Source organism: Massilia sp. Soil_C_3, assembly GCF_057657035.1.
Genome location: NZ_JBDGJG010000008.1, coordinates 298,434 through 316,750 on the forward strand (window position 1 = coordinate 298,434; position 18,317 = coordinate 316,750).

15 protein-coding genes are annotated in these 18,317 nt (G+C 66.7%); 6 read left to right on the forward strand and 9 right to left on the reverse strand.

All coding sequences use genetic code 11. From position 1 onward, the window contains the following. Positions 1–10: 10 nt before the first annotated feature. The 3 genes from AC3A6F_RS18480 to AC3A6F_RS18490 are packed head-to-tail and all read right to left on the reverse strand — an operon-like array spanning position 11 to position 3,755. Complete coding sequence (locus AC3A6F_RS18480) at positions 11–2,830, reverse strand: formate dehydrogenase subunit alpha (protein WP_487683263.1); 2,820 nt, start codon at positions 2,828–2,830, stop codon at positions 11–13. A gap of 18 nt (positions 2,831–2,848) precedes the next feature. Beyond that, positions 2,849–3,082 (reverse strand): formate dehydrogenase, encoded by a 234-nt coding sequence (locus AC3A6F_RS18485; RefSeq protein ID WP_487683264.1) that lies wholly within the window; start codon positions 3,080–3,082, stop codon positions 2,849–2,851. Further along, entirely contained in the window at positions 3,069–3,755 is a 687-nt protein-coding gene (locus tag AC3A6F_RS18490) for a TorD/DmsD family molecular chaperone (protein ID WP_487683266.1), read from the reverse strand. The genes AC3A6F_RS18485 and AC3A6F_RS18490 overlap by 14 nt, the downstream gene beginning before the upstream one ends. 241 nt (positions 3,756–3,996) lie before the next feature. Here AC3A6F_RS18490 and fnr point away from each other — a divergent pair, with 241 nt between their 5' ends. From fnr to AC3A6F_RS18505, 3 genes are all read left to right on the forward strand, one after another. Beyond that, positions 3,997–4,758, forward strand: a complete 762-nt coding sequence (gene fnr / locus AC3A6F_RS18495) for a fumarate/nitrate reduction transcriptional regulator Fnr (protein WP_487683268.1) — start codon at positions 3,997–3,999, stop codon at positions 4,756–4,758. A gap of 4 nt (positions 4,759–4,762) precedes the next feature. Continuing rightward, the gene (locus AC3A6F_RS18500) at positions 4,763–5,521 is read left to right on the forward strand and encodes an AraC family transcriptional regulator (protein WP_487683270.1); all 759 of its coding nucleotides are present in this window, start codon (positions 4,763–4,765) and stop codon (positions 5,519–5,521) included. Positions 5,522–5,583: 62 nt separating this feature from the next. Then, the gene (locus tag AC3A6F_RS18505) at positions 5,584–6,522 is read left to right on the forward strand and encodes a DMT family transporter (RefSeq protein ID WP_487683272.1); all 939 of its coding nucleotides are present in this window, start codon (positions 5,584–5,586) and stop codon (positions 6,520–6,522) included. 2 nt (positions 6,523–6,524) lie between these two features. Here AC3A6F_RS18505 and AC3A6F_RS18510 read toward each other — a convergent pair whose 3' ends face one another. Together AC3A6F_RS18510 and pdxR are read right to left on the reverse strand one after the other, a co-directional pair. Then, a complete protein-coding gene (locus AC3A6F_RS18510) occupies positions 6,525–6,992 on the reverse strand; it encodes a DUF6714 family protein (RefSeq protein ID WP_487683274.1) in 468 nt (155 codons plus the stop codon). Position 6,993: 1 nt separating this feature from the next. Next, the gene (pdxR, locus tag AC3A6F_RS18515) at positions 6,994–8,427 is read right to left on the reverse strand and encodes a MocR-like pyridoxine biosynthesis transcription factor PdxR (RefSeq protein ID WP_487683276.1); all 1,434 of its coding nucleotides are present in this window, start codon (positions 8,425–8,427) and stop codon (positions 6,994–6,996) included. A gap of 135 nt (positions 8,428–8,562) precedes the next feature. Between pdxR and AC3A6F_RS18520 the strand changes: the two genes are divergently transcribed. Beyond that, positions 8,563–8,997: a carboxymuconolactone decarboxylase family protein gene (locus AC3A6F_RS18520; protein ID WP_487683278.1), complete on the forward strand. Its 435-nt coding sequence runs from the start codon at positions 8,563–8,565 to the stop codon at positions 8,995–8,997. After that, a complete protein-coding gene (locus tag AC3A6F_RS18525; protein WP_487683280.1) occupies positions 8,994–9,608 on the forward strand; it encodes an FMN-dependent NADH-azoreductase in 615 nt (204 codons plus the stop codon). Before AC3A6F_RS18520 ends, AC3A6F_RS18525 begins: the two co-directional genes overlap by 4 nt. A 29-nt stretch (positions 9,609–9,637) precedes the next feature. On the opposite strand, the gene AC3A6F_RS18530 is transcribed toward AC3A6F_RS18525, so the two are convergent. Next, on the reverse strand, positions 9,638–10,453 hold the full coding sequence (locus AC3A6F_RS18530) for a transporter (RefSeq protein WP_487683282.1): 816 nt from the start codon (positions 10,451–10,453) through the stop codon (positions 9,638–9,640). Between the two features lie 203 nt (positions 10,454–10,656). On the opposite strand from AC3A6F_RS18530, the gene AC3A6F_RS18535 reads away from it, so the two are divergent. Continuing rightward, positions 10,657–12,927, forward strand: a complete 2,271-nt coding sequence (locus AC3A6F_RS18535) for a penicillin-binding protein 1A (RefSeq protein WP_487683284.1) — start codon at positions 10,657–10,659, stop codon at positions 12,925–12,927. A gap of 6 nt (positions 12,928–12,933) precedes the next feature. On the opposite strand, the gene AC3A6F_RS18540 is transcribed toward AC3A6F_RS18535, so the two are convergent. From AC3A6F_RS18540 to AC3A6F_RS18550, 3 genes are all read right to left on the reverse strand, one after another. After that, a complete protein-coding gene (locus AC3A6F_RS18540; protein WP_487683286.1) occupies positions 12,934–13,767 on the reverse strand; it encodes a metallophosphoesterase in 834 nt (277 codons plus the stop codon). A 51-nt stretch (positions 13,768–13,818) separates the two neighbouring features. Next, complete coding sequence (locus tag AC3A6F_RS18545; protein ID WP_487683288.1) at positions 13,819–16,104, reverse strand: catecholate siderophore receptor Fiu; 2,286 nt, start codon at positions 16,102–16,104, stop codon at positions 13,819–13,821. A 347-nt stretch (positions 16,105–16,451) separates the two neighbouring features. Then, positions 16,452–18,284, reverse strand: coding sequence for a DUF885 domain-containing protein (locus AC3A6F_RS18550; protein ID WP_487683290.1), 1,833 nt, complete (start codon positions 18,282–18,284; stop codon positions 16,452–16,454). Positions 18,285–18,317 lie beyond the last annotated feature (33 nt).

Genomic DNA, 18,317 nt, shown 5'->3' on the forward strand with positions numbered 1-18,317 from the left:
CTCCGTCGGCTCAGGCGCGTACCACGCGGCACAGCGACACCTTGGTTTCCTGCATCATGGTCACGGCATCATAGCCATAGGTCCAGCCGGTATTGATGGCTTCGCCGCGCACGATCGGCGCCCCATCTTCGGGATAATGTTGTTCCAGGTCTTCGCCCATCCACCAGCCGCCGAAGTGGAACGGCGCCCACACCAGGCCCACCGGCACCCGCTCGGTGACCATCGCCATCATCTTCAGGCGTGCGCCGGTCGGGGTCTCGAGCCACACGTACTCGCCCAGCTTGGCGCCGATCTGGACCGCGTCGCGCGGGTTGATCTCGACGAACATGTTTTGCTGCAGCTCGGCCAGCCAGGGATTGGACCGGGTTTCCTCGCCGCCGCCCTCGTACTCGACCAGGCGGCCGGAGGTCATGATCAGCGGGAAGTCCTTCGAATAGTCGACCGCCTGCACCGATTTGAACAGCGTCGGCAGGCGCCAGTGATTGGCCTTGTCGTCATAGGTCGGGTACTGGGCCACCAGGTCGCGCCGTGGCGTGGCCAGCGGCTCGCGGTGGACCGGCACCGGATCGGGGAAGTTCCACACGTTGCAGCGCGCCCTGGCATTGCCGAACGGCGCGCAACCGTGGGCGATTGCGACCCGGATGATGCCGCCCGACAGGTCGGTCTTCCAGTTCTTGCCCTCGGCCATGGCCTGCTCGGCCGGGGTCAGCTCGGCCCACCAGCCCAGTTTTTTCAGGAACACATGGTCGAACTCGGGATAGCCGAAGTCCAGCTCGCTGTGCTTGTTGGTCGAGCCGTCGGCCGCCAGCAGGCTCGAACCGTTGTGCTCGACGCCCCAGTTGGCGCGGAACGGCAAGCCGCCCTCGGCCACGCTCTTGCTCAGGTCGTACAAGATCGGCGTGCCCGGATGCTTCATCTCCGGCGTGCCCCAGCATGGCCACGGCAAGCCATAATAGTCGCCCTTGCACGGGCCGGAATCGGCGCGCAGCGTCGTCGGGTTGAACGTATGCTTGTTTTCCATATGCAGCTTGAGCCGCTCGGGCGAGCAACCCGTGTAGCCGATGGTCCAGCACGAACGGTTGATCTCGCGCAGGATGTCCTCGACCACCGGCTCGTTCTGCACCACCTTGATGTTCTTGCACAGTTCGTCGGCGAAACCCAGCTTGCGCGCGAACAAGTACATGATCTCGTGGTCGGTCTTGCATTCGAACAGCGGCTGGATCACCCGCTCGCGCCACTGGATCGAGCGGTTCGAGGCCGTGCACGAACCCTGGGTCTCGAACTGCGAGGCGGCCGGCAGCAGGTAGACGCCGTCGCTGCGGCCGTGCATCGATGCCGTCATGCTCGGATAGGGGTCGATCACCACCATCATGTCGAGCTTCTGCATCGCCGCCTTCATGTCCGGCAGGCGGGTCTGGCTGTTCGGCGCATGCCCCCAGTAGAGCACGGCGCGCAGATTGCTCGGCTGGTCGACGAACTGGTTTTCTTCGTTCACCGCGTCGAACCAGCGCGATACCGTGATGCCGGACTTTTCCATCAGCTCCTTGGAACCGAAGCGCGACTTGATCCATTCGTAGTCGACGCCCCAGACCGCAGCGAAGTGTTTCCAGGCGCCTTCTGCCAGGCCGTAGTAGCCGGGCAGCGAATCGCCGTTGGGGCCGACGTCGGTGGCGCCCTGCACATTGTCGTGGCCGCGGTAGATGTTGGCGCCGCCGCCGGGAATCCCGATATTGCCCAGCGCCAGCTGCAGGATCGACAGCGCACGCACATTGGCGGTGCCGACGTGGTGCTGGGTGATGCCCATGCACCAGACCACGGACGAGGGTCGGTTGGTGGCCAGCATCTCGGCCGCCATGCGGACCGCCGATTCCGGCACGCCGGTGACGTCCGACACCTTATCGGGCGTCCATTTCATGACTTCGGCGCGCACGTCCTCCATGCCCCAGGTGCGCTCTTCGATGAACTTCTTGTCTTCCCAGCCGTTATTGAAGATGTGCCACAGGATGCCCCACACCAGCGGAATGTCGGTGCCGGGCCGCACGCGCACATAGTGGTCCGCGAAGCGCGCCGTGCGGGTAAAGCGCGGATCGATGACGATCATCTTGGCGCCCAGTTCCTTGGCGTGCAGGAAGTGCAGCATCGAGATCGGGTGCGCCTCGGCCGGATTGGAGCCGATGAACAGCACCGCCTTACTGTGGTGCAGGTCATTGAACGAGTTGGTCATCGCACCGTAACCGAAGGTCTGGGCCACGCCGGCAACGGTGGTCGAGTGACAGATGCGGGCCTGGTGGTCGCAGTTGTTGGTGCCGAAAAACGACACCCATTTGCGCAGCAGGTAGGCTTGCTCGTTATTGTGCTTGGAGCTGCCGATCACCATCAGCGCATCGGGCCCGGCTTCCTTGCGCAGCTGCAGCAACTTGTCGCCGATCTCCCCGATTGCCTGGTCCCAGGAGATGCGCTGGTACTTGCCATTGACCAGCTTCATCGGATAGCGCAGGCGGTGCTCGCCGAAGGCGTGCTCGCGCACCGACGCGCCCTTGGCGCAGTGGGCGCCCATATTGATCGGCGAATCGAAGGCGGCCTCTTGCCGCACCCAGACGCCGTTGGCGACGACCGCATCGACCGAGCAGCCGACCGAGCAGTGGCTGCAGACGGTGCGCTTGACCACGGTCGGCACCGGGGTATCGGGTACCGGGTCGGCCTGGGCCGGTTCGATCACGTTCAACGGCAGGTGGCGCGCCAGGGCGCCGGCGCCGGCGGCAACGCCAGCCCCGACCAGGAAGCGGCGCCGTTTCAACGCGCTGTCGCGCGTGGACTTGACCAGTGACATATCGATTCCTCTGCTTGCCTACCAGTAGGCGGCGGTCTCGTAATAGCGGCGGATGTGATCCGTCTCGTGGTAGCCGCGCTTGACCTTGGGGTCGGGCGCGGCCGGGGCGGCCTGTGGCGCCGCGGTCGCCGGGGCGGCGGCAGCGGCCACCACCAGCGCGCCCAGCGGGGCGGCTTTCAGGAAGCCGCGCCGCGCCGGGTCGGGCCGGTCCTGGCCGGGATCCTGCTGGACTCGTGGATCATGCTTGTTCATCGGTGTCCTCTCCTACTCCAAAGCTTTCCGCCTCGATTGCCAGGAACGCCTGTGCGAAGCGGGCGACCAGGCGGTAATAGTTGGCGTCGTCGGCATTGGCGATGTCGTCCAGCGCGCGCATGCACCAGGAGCCGATGTGGGCCTCGAAGAAGCGGCGCTGCACGTCCAGCGGCTGGCGCCGGATGCCGGGCGCGCCGGCCACCAGCACGCGCATGGTCTCGCACAGCGCGCCGAGGTGGTCTTCGAACTCGCCCCGCCCCTGTATGCGCGCCAGGCCAAGCCGGGCCAGGTCTTCGCGCAGGTGCGCCAGCGGCGTGTCGTTCATGTAGCCGGCCAGGTAGCGCGAGCCATACGGGTCGACCGGCGGGGTGCCGACGCTGACGAACAGCGCGCTGAATTCATCGTGGACGAGCCGGGGGTCCATCACGCCGGACGCCACGGTCAGTTGATCCCAGGCGCGTTCGAGCGCCGGGTCGCCGCCCTCAGCCAGGATGGGATCGCTGGATGCGAGCGCATCGAGCAGCGCCGCGTCGGGCGCGGCCAGCAGCAGGCGGGAGAGCAAGGCATACAGATCCGCCCTGGCCTGGTCTTCGCCGCCCGGCGGCAGGTCCGGGCGCGCGATTGCGGTGGCAAAGGCGCTGCGATCGGACACGGTCTCAGTAGTTGATGACACTGGGGATCACTCCAGTTGTTCAATTTATATGGCAGTGTAGGCCTCGATTGATATTGAGTGCGCACAGTTGCGTTTAAGGCTAAATGAACCCGGTATGGGTGAGCAGGGGCGCCGAACGACCGGAACGCAACGGAACGCAACGGAGTTGTTTCTCAATTGCAAATAAATGGCATGTGTTTGTCGAGATTGACGCTTCAACACGTCTATAATCGCGGTGTACCGAACCAAGCGACCATCCCTCATGAGCCAGACCCTGTCCCGGCAAGCCGAGCCGCCACTCAATATCCACGCCCTCAAATCCTGCGCCCAGTGCAGCATGCACCAGCTGTGCCTGCCGATGGGCCTCGAAGACGCCGACATCGACCGCCTGGACAAGATCATCGGCCGCCGTCGCCGCCTGGAGCGCGACGAGCGCCTGTACAGCGTCGGCGAATCGTTCCGCAACCTGTACGCGGTGCGCTTCGGCCACTTCAAGACCTATCAGGTGAATGCCGCCGGTGAAGCCCAGATCACTGGCTTCCAGATGGCCGGCGAGCTGCTGGGCATGGATGCGATCAGTGGCACCCACCATTGCGACGCGGTGGCGCTGGAAGATTCCGAGGTGTGCGAGATCCCGTTCGCGCGCCTGGAAGACCTGTTCGGCGAAGTGCCGACCCTGCTGCGCCACTTCCACCGCATCATGAGCCAGGAAATCACGCGCGAGCAGAACGTCATGCTCCTGCTCGGCAATATGCGCGCCGAGCAGCGCTTCGCCGTGTTCCTGGTCAACCTGTCGGCGCGCTATGCCACCCGAGGCTATTCGGCCAACCGCTTCCAGCTGCGCATGTCGCGCGAAGACATCGGCAACTACCTGGGCCTGACGATCGAAAGCATCAGCCGCCTGCTGTCGCGCTTTAAAAAGCAGGGCTGGCTCGAGGTCGACAAGCGCGAAGTCACCCTGCTCGATCCGGTCAAGCTGAAGGCGCTGGCGGCCGGCACCGACGTGTGCAGCCCGATGGCCTGACAGCATGACGCCGCTGCCGTCGTGCGACCTGCACCTGCGCAGCTACGACCGCGTGCACTGGGGCGACCGCCACGACTTCGCCCAGCTGGTGCTGCCGGTGCACGGCGAAGTCGTGCTCGACATCGAAGAGCGGCGCGGCCGCCTCGATCCCCTGCATGGCGCGCTGGTGGCGCCCGGCGCCTGGCATGCGCAGTCGAGCCCGGGCGCGAATGATTCCCTGATCGTCGACGTCGACGGCGCCGCCTTCGGCGACGGTCCCTGGCAGCGCCTGCTCGAGCGGCCCTTCGTCACGCTCGGCCCTGCGGCGCGCAAGCTGGTCGAGTTCATGGGACTGATGGCCCGTGAATCCGCGCCGGCCCGATCGCTGGTGCACGGCTGGGTGCCGCTGCTGCTCGACACCCTGAGCCTGGACGCGCCGCGCGCCACCTCGCGCCTGGCGGCCCTGCTGGCGCGCATCGAGGCCGCGCCCGGCCTGGCCTGGAGCACCGAATCGATGGCGCGCGCCGCCAACCTGAGCGTCAGCCGCCTGCACGCGCTGTTTCGCGAAGAGATGGACAGCACCCCACATGCCTGGCTGCTGGGCTGCCGCCTGGATTGCGCACGCGGCCTGTTGACCCACAGCGCGCGCAGCGTGGCCGACATCGCCCTGGCCTGCGGCTTCTCGGACCAGGCCAGCCTGACGCGGGCGATGCGCCGCGTGTTCGACACCACGCCCGCCGCCTATCGGCGTGCGGGTCAGGAGAAGTCGCCAAAACCGCAGTAGTCCCGGCCAAGACCAGGGGCAGGTCCAGGCCAGAGAATCTCCACTCAAAGGAGATTCTCATCATGTACACAGCTACTGGCGCGGGCGGACTGTCCCGCTCCACCCTGCTCGGCATCGGCGCCGGGATCGCCGCCGGCGCACTCTGGGGCCTGGTCTTCCTGGCCCCGGAACTGGCGCCCGAATTCCTGCCGATCCAGCTCTCGGCCGGACGCTACCTGGCCTATGGCCTGGTCGCCGCCATCCTCATCTACCCTGCCTGGGGACGGTTGCGCCGCCACCTCGGCTGGCCGGCCTGGCGCACCTTGATCGGGCTCAGCCTCACCGGCAATATCGTCTATTACCTGTTTCTCGCCAATGCCGTGCAACTGGGCGGCGTGGCCATGGCCTCGATCGTGATCGGGTTGCTGCCGATCGCGGTCACCTTGGTCGGTTCGCGCGACGGCGACGCGGTGCCACTGCGCCGTCTGCTGCCTTCGCTGCTGCTGAGTGGCGCCGGCCTGGCCTGCATCGGCTGGGAGTCGCTGTCGGCGTCTGCCCCGGGATCGCTGGCCGGCCTGGCCTGCGCCTTCGGTGCGCTGGTGTCGTGGACCATCTTCGCGGTACATAACAGCCGCTGGCTGGCGCGCATCGAGGGGGTTTCGTCGCATGAATGGAATCTGCTGGTGGGCGTGGTGACGGGCGTCATGGCGCTGGCGTTGGCGGTGCCCGCCTTCGTACTGGCGTCGGGCGAACACACCCTGCCGGCCTGGCTGCGGTTCGGCGCGCTGGTCAGTGCGGTTGCCATCCTGTGCTCGGTGGTCGGCAACGCCCTGTGGAACCACGCCAGCCGCGCGCTGCCCTTGAGCCTGATGGGTCAGATGATCGTGTTCGAAACCATCTTCGCGGCCTTGTATGGCTTTCTGTGGGAAGCGCGCTGGCCGAGCGGGTTCGAGACGGCCGCGCTGGCGCTGCTGGTGTCGGGCGTGATCTCGTGCGCCTCGGCGCACCGGGGCGCGCACTAGGATCAGGCATCCGCTTCATCGAGATGCCTGCCGATCTTCTCCCAAAGCTCATCGTGAAACCCTCGCTCCCGACGCTCGATGAACAGGATGTACTGCCTCAGCGCCGAGCGCTGCGGCGCCGTCAGCCTGTCGATGACCGCCGGCCCTTGCTCATCCAGATCACGAACCTTATCCCGGTCGAGCCAGAAGACGGCCCTTTCCATATTTGTGTCGGAGGTTTTCGGGTCTTCGATATCCGCGATCAGGTAGGCCGGCAAATAGTAGGCGAACGCTTCCTGGGTAAGGATGCACGGTGCGAAATCCAGTCGCCGAAGCTGCCGCGCCGTATGGCCGTCCCAGGTCTTACCGGAAAAATAGGCAGACACGCCCTCGTCGTCGTAGGTCGGGCGCGAGATATTTTCACCGGCTGGGGGCTGGGCGCCGTCCCAGGCAGAGCGGATCATGGCGACCAGTTCTTGGGTAGTTTGCATATCAGATGCTCCAGGTTTCGTTCAGTAAGGCGCGGAGGCGGCGCACTGCTTCGGTTGCCGCCTCCGGCGTCGCAAAATTGGCAAACCCCATCAACAAGCCGCCGCGGCGCGACCTGCCCATCCGCCAGTCGCCGAGGGCTTGCAATCCCATTCCACGCGCCCGCGCCGCCGCGGCCAGCGCCCGGTCGTCATGCCCGGCGGCGAGCCGCGCCAGCACGTGGATGCCGCCGGCCTGCGGCTGCACCGTCAGCGCGTCTCCCATCTCTCGCGCCAGCGCCTCGACCAGGTAGCCGCGCCGCTCGGCGTACAGCGTGCGCATCCTGCGCAGGTGGCGCGCAAAGTGGCCCTGTTCCATGAACTCGGCCACCGTCGCCTGCGGCAGGATCGAACCCGGGCCGGGAAGATGGTCGACCATGTCGCGCACGCGCGCCACTTGCGCTTCAGGGACGACCAGGTAGGCCAGCCGCAGGCCGGGTAGCAGCACCTTGCTGAAGGTGCCGGTGTACAGCACCCGGCCGTGGCGGTCGATGCTTTTCAGGGCCGGCAACGGACGGCCGTGATAGCGGAACTCGCTGTCGTAGTCGTCCTCGATGATCCAGGCGCGGGCGGCGTCGGCCCATGCCAGCAGTTCCAGCCGGCGCGGCAGCGACATCGCCACGCCCGTAGGGCTCTGGTGGGTGGGCGTCACCACGGCGAACCGCGCATCCGGCGTTCGCTCCAGGCCGCGCGCCACGTCCAGTCCTTCGTCGTCGACCGGCACCGGCGCCAGGCGCAGCCCGGACTGCACCAGGAAACGCCGCGCGAGCACATAGCCCGGATCCTCGTACCACCCGATGTCGCCATCGCGCAGCAGGACGCGCCGCGCCAATTCCAGCGCGCCGTGGTAGCCAGGCGTGACGAAGACCTGCTCGGGCGAACAGTCGATGCCGCGCGCGATCCCGAGATAGGTGGCGATGGTGCGTCGCAGGGGGGCGTAGCCGGCCGGATCGGGATAGGTCATCGCCATCGTCTCGAGGGCGCGCGAAGTGCGTCCGGCCAGGCGCGTCCAGGTCTTGCGCGGGAAGGCGTCGAGCGCCGGCAAACCGAGCTGGAACGGCATGGCTTCGCCCGGGACGCCTTGCTGCGAAGCGGCATCCGGCGCGCTGCGCGCCGCACTCCGCGGCCGCGCCGGCTCGGCCAGTTTCGGCAGACGCGGCGAGACGATCGTCCCGGCCGCGCCGCGCGCCACGAAATAGCCTTCGCCGACCAGCAGCTGGTAGGCCGCTTCGACGGTGCCGCGCGCCAGGTTCAATTCGCTGGCCAGGCTGCGCACCGACGGCACCCGGTCGCCGGCCTTGAGCTTGCCCGCGGCGATCGCCTCGCAATAGCGGCGGTACAGCTGCAGGTAGATCGGCTCGCCGCGCCCACGGCTTGGCGCCAGGTTGTGCAGGTCCATCGCGATGTCCTATTCGTTTCTTCAATTCTTGCACCTACTGCGTAGGCCATGATCCGCCTATAGTATCCGTATTGAATGACGATGACCATGCGCCATGTACGCAATCGACCAACTGCCCCCTACCGGAGATTTTTGATGAGTGTCCCGCAACGCCTGCCCTACTATTCCCTGTCCCCCGCCGCCTACCAGGGCTTCGGCGCCACCAAGAAGGCGCTCGAGAGCAGCCCGCTCGGCAAGGAGCTGATCGAGCTGGTGTGGCTGCGCATGTCGCAGATCAACGGCTGCGCCTACTGCCTGGAGATGCATGCCAAGGCCCTGCGCGCCGACGGCGTGTCGAACGCAAAGCTCGACAGCCTGGCCGGCTGGCGCGTCAGCGAACGTTTCAGCGAACGCGAACGCGCGGCCCTGGCCTGGACCGAGGCGCTGACCCACGTCGACCGCACCGGCGCGCCGGACGCCGACTACGAGCCGCTCAGGGAATATTTCAGTGACGTCGAAGTTTCCGACCTGACCTTCGCCATCGCCCTGATGAGCGCCTTCAACCGCCTCGCGATCGGGATGCGCCAGTGAATATCCTGCACATCGACTGCAGTCCGCGCACCGGGTCGCACAGCCGCGCGTTATCAAGCGCGATGGTCCAGAAACTGCTGGCGCGGCATCCTCACGCCGAGGTGCTGCGGCGCGACCTGGGCCTGGAGCCCATTCCACACGCGGAGGGCGCCTACGCGGCCGCCCTGGCCACGCCCGCCGCGATGGCCGTCGGCATCGCCAACGGGGACGTGCAGTTGTCCGAATGGCTGATCCAGGAAGTCGAAGCCGCCGACGTGCTGGTGATCGGCACCCCGATGAACAATTTCACGCTGCCGTCCGTATTCAAGGCCTGGATCGACCAGCTGCTGCGGGTCGGCCGCACGATCGGCATGTCGGCAGGCGGCGAAAAGGTCGGGCTGCTGGCCGACCGTCCGGTGTATGTCGGCATCGCCTCGGGCGGCGTGTTCAGTGGAGAACAGGCCAGGCAGCCCGATTTCCTGACGCCCTACCTGAAGGCGGCCTTCGGCTGCATCGGCTTGACCTCGCTGCAGTTCCTGCCGCTGCAGGCCACGGCCTTCCTCGATTCCGGCCAGCTGGCGGCGGACCGGGAAGCGCTGCTCGCGACCATGGACCTGGCGCGCACCGCCTGAGCGAGACAGGGCGGCGCACGGCCATTGACTCAGCGCCGCACCGACAGCCCGAACGCCAGGCCCAGATCGGGCGTATTTCTATTCAGCCCACGCACCACCATCGCATCGACCTGGCAGTTTCTGTTCAGTCGCCAGCTCACGCCGGCGTCTACCTGCATCCGATCGCCGCCATGCGATGCAGAGGCGATCTGCGGCGCCGCCACTTCAAGGAATCCCTGAAGGCGTTCAGTGAATTTCTTTCCCAGCGAGGCCGCCAGGATACCGTAGCGGTAGCGCGCACCGTCATCGTCCACGTCGGCCCCGGCGCCCGGCGTCACGGCCAACGACCAGCCTTGTGGCAGATCCCATTCAGCCGCCAGCACCAGCTGCGGCAGAACACCCGCGACCCGCAGCGCCGAGCTACCGCTTGGCAGCGCCATCGTGCCGATCAGCCCCAGGGCGGGATGCGCGCCCTCCCCATCGGCAAAATGCCATTTGACGCCGATCGACGTGGCATTCCAGCCCGCACTCGTGGTGCGCTCGCGAGTGACAGGATCGAAACCGTGTTCGATACTGCGGCCGTCGGTCTCGACGCGCAGTTCGGTCGTGTCGCCCAGGCCGATACGCAGCAGCGTCGGCGTGCTCAAGGTGCGCACGTGCAGGTCGTCATCGCGCTGGCGATCCCAGTCGACCCCAATCTCGAGCTGGACACGGCCATGACCGACCACCTGGCTGGAGTTGGCGACGTTAGGGCGGTCAGGATTGATGGCGTCGCCGTCGTCGGCATGAGCGAATTGGGCGCTGCAAGCCAGGATCAGGAGAACTGCCTGACGTCGCAGGCGCGTAAGGTTTGGCGAAAAAATCATACGGTCGGATAAATAAGGAGAGACATGGCGTGCAAAGGTCGAACCAGCTATTCTACGCCCCCCGGTGTGTGGTAAAGCGGCTTCAAGGTAGCGCCAGCCGCGCCGCGCCGGGGCATGTCGCTCTACCTCGGCCTTTTCGCATGACCCGGCAGCCGCGCGCCAGTAAGATCGGCCGCGTTTGCCCAACCGTCCACGAAACCGCCATGAAACCACGTCGCTCCCTCGTCATCCTGCTCTGTGCCCTGCTGTTCGCGACCGCCCCGCACGTGGCCGGCGCCTCGATCCTTCCGGACGTCCCCGACATCAAGGCCGTCACCGACTACCGCCCGAAGATCCCGCTGCGCGTGTACACCGCCGACAAGGTCCTGATCGGCGAATTCGGCGCCGAGCGGCGCGAGTTCGTCCCGGTAGCCAAGGTGCCGGCGCTGCTCAAGTCGGCCGTGCTGGCGATCGAGGACACCCGCTTCTACGAGCACGGCGGGGTCGACTGGATCCGCGCGCTCGGCGCGGCCAAGGCCAATATCGGCGACTTCGGCAGCCAGGGCGCGTCCACCATCACGATGCAGGTCGCGCGCAACTTCTTCCTGTCGCGCGACAAGACCCTCCCGCGCAAGCTGACCGAGGTTGCCCTCGCCTACAAGATCGAGAAGGCGCTGTCCAAGGACCAGATCCTCGAGGTCTACCTGAACCAGATCTATCTCGGCCAGCGTGCCTACGGCTTCGCCAGCGCGGCGCGCACCTATTTCGGCAAGCCGCTGCCCGAACTCTCCCTGGCCGAGATCGCGATGCTGGCCGGCCTGCCGCAAAACCCTTCCAGCAGCAATCCGGTGTCCAATCCCCAGGCGGCCAAGAAGCGCCAGCAGGTCGTGCTCAGGCGCATGCGCGAACTGGCGATGATCACCGAACCCCAGTACCGCCGCGCCCAGGCCGAACGCCTGCAAGTGCGCAGCTATGGGGCCACCCTGAACCCGCGCGCAGCCTGGGTTGCCGAGATCGCACGCCAGGCCGTCCACGCCCGCTTCGGCCAGGCAGCCTACGAGCGCGGCATCACGGTCACCACCACCATCGTGGCCGCCGAACAGGATGCGGCCTACGAATCGGTGCGGCGCAACGTGCTCGCCTACGACCGCCGCCACGGCTACCGCGGCCCGGAAGCGCGCATTGCGCTGCCGGCCGGCGCCGACGAAAAAATGGACGCGATCGCCGCCGCCCTGCAGAAGCGCCCCTTTGTCGACGGCTTGAGTCCGGCGGTAGTGGTCGCCGCGTCGCCCAAACGGGTGCGCGCCCTGCTCGCCAACGGCGACGCCGTCGAGATCACCGGCCCGGGCCTGGCCTTCGCCGCCAGCGCCCTCTCGAGCAAGGCCAAGCCAGCGGCGAAGCTGGCGCCCGGCGCCGTCATCCGGCTGACAAAGGCCGCCGACGGCGCCCTGTCGATCGCCCAACTGCCCGAGGTGGCCGCAGCCTTCGTCGCGCTCGACACCGAGACCGGCGCCTACCGCGCGCTGGTCGGCGGCTTCGATTATTCGGTCCACAAGTTCAACCACGTGACCCAGGCCTGGCGCCAGCCGGGATCGAGCATCAAGCCCTTCGTCTATTCCGCCGGCCTGGAACGCGGCTTCTTCCCCGGCACGCAAATCCTCGACGAGCCGCTCGACTTCAGCGCCGAAAAGGCCTATGCCAACTGGTCGCCGCGCAACGACGACAGTGTGTTCGAGGGCCCGGTCACGGTGCGCCACGCGCTGTCGCGTTCACGCAATGTGCCCACCGTGCGCATGCTGCGCGCGCTGGACGTCGACTACGCCCGAGAGCATCTGGCGCGCTTCGGCTTCGACGCCGCGCGCCAGCCGCGCAACCTGACGCTCGGCCTGGGCACGGGCGCCGTCACGCCGCTGCAGATGGCCGGCGCCTATGCGGTGCTGGCCAACGGCGGCTACCGCGTCGAACCGTGGCTGATCGCGCGCATCCAGGACGGTGACGGCAAGGTCCTGCTCGAGCAGGCGGCCCCGCCGCCACGCCAGGCAAGCGCGCGGGTGCTGGACGAGCGCAACGCCTTCATCGTCGACAGCATGCTGCGCGACGTCACCCGGGTCGGCACCGCAGCGGCGGCCTCGCGCCAGTTGCAAAGGGCCGACCTGGCCGGCAAGACCGGCACCACCAGCAATGCGGTCGACGGCTGGTTCGCCGGCTATGGCGGACAAGTGGCGGCGGTGGCCTGGATGGGTTATGACGAGCCGCGCTCGCTCGGCGGCCGCGAATTCGGCTCGACGCTGGCGCTGCCGATGTGGGTCGACTTCATGCGCGTCGCGCTGGCCAAGACCCCGCAGCACGAGCCGCTGCCGCCCGAGGGTGTGGCGCGCGCCGGCGGCGACTGGGTGTATGCCGAATATGCGGAACAGGAACACCCGCCCGAGGCGGCGGATGGACTCGAGGCCTTGATGGGCACCTTCTCGTCGGGCGACGAGGCGACGCAGTAGTCTGGCTTACAGCTCGATCGCGAGCTCAGGGCGGAAGCCTTCCTGCTCGCCCTTGCTCAGGTAGCCCAGCGGATTGGCCACCACGCGACACGACCAGGAATGGGCGCCGTCGCGGCCCTCGACCGTGTAGTCGTTCAGGCAGTGCAGGTGGCCGTGCATCCACAGCTGCGCGTGCTTGAACAGGCCGTCGAGCGCATTGCAAAAGCCCGCCGTGCCGGGCGTGAGGCCGTAGCGCGGATCGGCGCTCATCAGGCTGGGCGCGAAATGGGTGACCACGGCCGTCTTGCCGTCGAAGGGCGTGGCCAGCGCCGCGCGCAGCCAGGCCTGGCAGTCGAGCGACATGGCGCGGATGCCCTCGGCCAGCACCTTCTCGCCATCCTTCAGGGTCGTGTTCTTGCTCAGGTAGTAGTTCGCCGCGCGGAATGCCTTGTTACGCTGCTGCATCTGCTTGGTGAGGTCGGCGTCGCGCAGCGCCACGGCGTCGAAGTCGCTCCACAAGGTGGTGCCGATGAAGCGCACGTGATCGATGACGACGATCTCGCGGTCGAGCCAGACGATGCCGAGCCGCTCGCAGGTGGCGCGTAGCCGTGCATAGGTGGCGTCGTAGTCGAGCGAATCGAACTCGTGGTTGCCGGGAATGAACAGCACCCGCTTGCCGGCCAGCGCCGGCAATGCGGGAGAGAAGCGCTCGAGTCCGAAATCCTGGGTTTCCAGGCGCGAGCCGTCCTGGTAGGAGCCGATGTCGCCGGCCAGCACCACGACGTCGGCGCCAGGCAGGATCAGCGGCTGGAAGCCGGGATAGCGTTCGAGGTGCAGGTCGGAGAAAAGCTGTATGCGCATGGGCTCCGAGTATACAGCAGGCGCCGCCCGATTTCAGGCGGCGCCGGCGTATCAGAAGCGCACGTTCGCCGTCAGGCTGGCCGAGCGCGGCGTGCCCGGCGTGTAGCGGTAGCCGCTCTTGTTGATGGCCGCGACATACTTCTCGTCGCCGATGTTGTACACGTTCAGGCGCAGGTCGACGTTCTTGCTGACCTTGTAGCCGACCATGGCGTCGAACACCCAGTACGACTCGGTGTAGGCCGGGGTGCCGATCGCGCCGTCGGTGCCGCGCGCCAGCTTGTCGCTAAAGCGCGCGCCGCCGCCGATACGCAGGCCCCATGGCAGATCGTACGAGGTCCAGGCGGTGAACGACTGCTTCGGCGTATAGGTCAGGCTGTTCTCGCCGGCGGCGGTGACGTTGCGGCCACGCTCGACGCTGGTGTCCATGTACAGGTAGCCGGCGCTGAGCAGCCAGTGCGGCGCCAGTTCGCCGGTCGCGCCCAGCTCCACGCCCTGCACCCGCTTCTCGCCGGTCTGGTAGTACTGCAGGTCGACCGGATCCTGCTCGACCTCGTTCTCGACCTCGGTGCGGAACAGCGCGGCCGACAGCGACAGCTTCGATTTCAGCAGGTCGAGCTTGCCGCCGACCTCGGTGGTGACCGTCTTCTGCGGATCGTAGATCGGATTCTGGGCGCTGTTGGCGCTGCCCGACACGGTGAAGCTGCCGCCCGGCGGCTGCTTGGAACTGGCCACCATCGCATAGACGCTGCTGTTGGCGGTCGGCTTGTACAGCGCCGACAGCTTGCCGTTGACGAGGTTTTCGCCGACCTTGAAGCGGGTCGCGGTCAGCACGTTATTGGTCAGCGCCACCACCGAATAGTCGCCGCGGAAGTGGTCGAGGCGCACACCGCCGTTGAAGATCCAGCGTTCGCCGACCTTGACGGTGTCGAACACATAGACGCTCTGGGTGTCGACCTCGCCCTCGTTGTAGGCGCCGGTGCGGCGCACGTTGACCGGCGTGGTCGGGGCGTCGTTCGGGTTCGGACGGTAGATGTTCGCGGCCGGCAGCGTGCCCAGGCCGGTCAGGCCCCAGGTGGTCTGGCGTTCGCTGGTGATTTCCAGGCCCGTCACCAGGGTGTGCGACACGGCGCCGGTATTGAACTGGCTGGTCAGGGTGGTGACGTTGGTGAGGATCTTGTTTTCCTGGTCCTTGCCGGTGCGGATGCTGCGCGCCAGGGTCCAGGTGCTGGGGTCAGCCTGGACCGGCGTCGCCAGGTTGGCGGCGCTGGTGAGGAAGGCGGTCAGCAGGTAGTCCTGGCTGGTCTTGCCGTAGCGGCTCGTGTTCTGCAGCTTCATGGTCGGCGAGAAGTCGTGCTCGATGCGCACGGTGGCCATGTCGGCCTTCACATCGTCGTAGTCATCGACCGAGCCGTAGAAGTTCTTGGGGTCGACCTTGGGGCCATCGGCGATCCAGGGCCGGGCGCGGTCCGGGCTGGTGTAGCCGGGCAGGCCGATCACGAAGACGCCGCCGTCGGGGATGTTGTTCTGGTCGACGTGCAGGTAGTCCAGGTGCACGCGGGTCGGGCCGTTCAGGCCGAAGCCGATGCTCGGCGCCACCGCCCAGCGCTTGTTCTCGACCACGTCGCGCGCCGCGCTGCCAGAATCCTGGGCCAGCACGTTCAGGCGCACGGCGATGCCGCGCTGTTCATCCAGCACCTTGTTGGCATCAAGCGTGATGCGTTTCTGGTCGCCGCTGCCGCCGGTGATCGCGGTGGTCACCAGGTCGGTGAGATTGGCCTTCTTGGTCACCAGGTTAACCGAGCCGGTGGGAGCGCTGCGGCCGTTGTCGGTGCCGGCCGGGCCTTTCAGCACGTCGATCTGCTCCAGGTTGAACACGTCGCGCGAGATCGAGCCGATGTCGCGCACGCCATCGACGTAGATGCTGCTGGAAGTATCGAATCCGCGCATGAAGATCGCATCGCCGGTATTCGTGTTGCCGTTCTCGCCCAGGAAGAAGGCGCCGACGCCGGGGGTGTTGCGCAGCGCCTCGGTCAAGGTCAGTGCGCCCTGCTGCTCGAACAGCTCCTTCTTGATCACCTGGATCGTCTGGGCGGTATCGACCAGGCGCTCGGTGTACTTGGGCGACGAGGCATTCTCGGCGCGGAAATGGTTCTCATAGTTGCCGACGACTTCGACGGTCGACTGTGGGGCGACGGTGGCAGTAGCTGCAGCGGCAGCGGTGGCTGCGGGTGCATCGTCGGCGGCGTGCGCGCCGAGCGGCAGCAGGGCCGCAGCCAGTGCGGTGCCCGCAAGCTGGCTACGGGTGATGGGGTGCTTGCGGCTTTTTATTGCTTTCATGGCGAGGCGGTCTCTCTCAGGTGATTAGTGCGTGTTGAAACACTGCAAGTAAAACAATGATTCTACCGAGAACGTCAATACATGTAAACGATAATCATTATCATTCTCGTTCTCGCTACACTTGGTCAAAAAAGACCACTCACCCTCGACAGCCCTCGAAAAATGACAACAGTGTTGGCCCCAAAACGTCATCCCCGCGCAGGCGGGGATCCAGTTCCGTCGAATAGCCACTGCGATATGCGCTTGTGGTAATGCGTCGAACTTGGATCCCCGCCTGCGCGGGGATGACGGTTTTAAGGCTAACGAAACAAATTCGCATGCGGCGCATCGCCGCACGTGGAAACTTATTAGAACTTCTTCTGCTGCGCAATCCAGTTATCGACCAGCTCGCCCAGCACGTCGAGCGGTACCGAGCCGGCGCCCAGCACCAGGTCGTGGAAGGCCGGCAGCGAGTATTTGTCGCCCAGCTCCTTCTGTGCTTTCTCGCGCAGTTCCAGGATACGCAGCATGCCGATCATGTAGGCATTGGCCTGGCCCGGCCACACGACGTAGCGCTCGGTCTCCTGCGCGCCGATGCCGTAGTCGATCGCCTGCTGGCGGGTCCAGCCCTTGGTGTGCAGGCCGGTGTCGACCACCAGGCGGCGGGCCCGGAACAGTTCCGAACCCAGGGCGCCCAAGAGGCCCGGGACGTCGTCCTTGTACCAGCCCTGCTCCACCGCCAGGCGTTCGGTGTACAGCGCCCAGCCTTCCGAGTGCGCGCTGCCGCCGCTGAAGATGCGCTGGCTTCGGAACTTCGGCAGGCCGGTCATCTCTTGCTGGATCGCGAGCTGGAAGTGGTGGCCCGGCACGGCTTCATGGTAGGCCAGGCTGCGCATGCGGATCATGTCGAAGGTCGGGCCGCGCAGCGGCACCCAGAAGATGCCAGGACGGCTGCCGTCCGGCGCCGGCAAGGTGTAGTGGGCGGCGGCCGACGGCTCGGTCAGCGGCGGCACGCGGCGCACGTCGACCGGCGCGCGCGGCTTGAGGTTGAACAGCGTGCTGCTCCTGCGCTCGGCGTCGCGCACCATCTCGTTGTAGCTGGCGATGATCGCCGGACGTGGATCGCCCTCGCCCTTCGGCTGGAAGCGCGCATCGAGCTGCTTCATGCGGGTTTCGATGTTCCCGTCGGTCAGGCCCAGCGAGCGCAGGTGCTTGTCCATCTCGGCCTCGATGCGCGCCACTTCGCGCAGGCCGATGGTGTGGATCTCGTCGGCGGTCAACTGGGTGCTGGTGAAGTTCTCGATCGCGCGCTTGTAGGCGGCCGCGCCATTCGGCAGGCGCGAGATGCCGGCCACATCGCCGGTCTTCGGATGAATCTCGGCCATGAAGGCCTGCACGCGGGAATAGGAAGGACGGATCTTCTGCTCGACGATGCCGGTCGCGCGCGCGATGGCGGCCGTGCGCGCCTCCGGCGACAGGTCCTTGATCTCGGCGATGCGCTGGGCCAGCGTGGTCACCAGCACGTTCTCCGCGGCGCTCGGCTTGAGGAAGTGATCGACCTGGAACTGGGAGCGCTCGAGGATGAAGCGCGGAGGGATCATCTGCTTGGCCGCCGCGCCCTTGGCGCGCACCAGCGCCTCATCGAGGCGGGAGCTGACCTGGTCGAGGCGGGCCAGGTAGCTGTCCACGTCGGCCGCCGTGCGCATCGGGTGGGTGTTGGTCATGAAGTTGACCAGGCCGATCTGCGGACCGCTGAACTGCGAGAACACGAAGGAATGGTCCTCGAACTGCTCGTTGGCGATCACGTTCTGCAGCGACCAGCGCATCACCGCGGCCGAGATCTTCTGGGTCTCGTTCAGGGGCTGCGACTTGAAGCCGTCGAGGCGCTTGATGCCTTCGCGCGCCATGGCGACCGACTTCTGGCGGTGCGCCGCGGTCAGCGGGGTCAGTTCGCGGTCCAGCCTGGCCTGCTCGGCGCCGCCGAAGTATTGGGTCGTCGTCGCCAACTGCGGGCTCAGGCGCACCCAGTCCTCGGCAAACTTGTCGCTCCAGGCGTCGAAGGCCTTGTAGGGGGCGACTGCGGCGGCCTGGGTGGCGGTAGCAGGTGCAGCAGCCGCCGGCAGCGACACGCCTGCGAGCATGGCGGGGATGAACAGGGCGGCGATGGTGGCGCGCAGGCTGCGCTGGCGGGTCGATGGCATCTTGGGTGTCTTCCTTGTGGTTGATTATCTGCG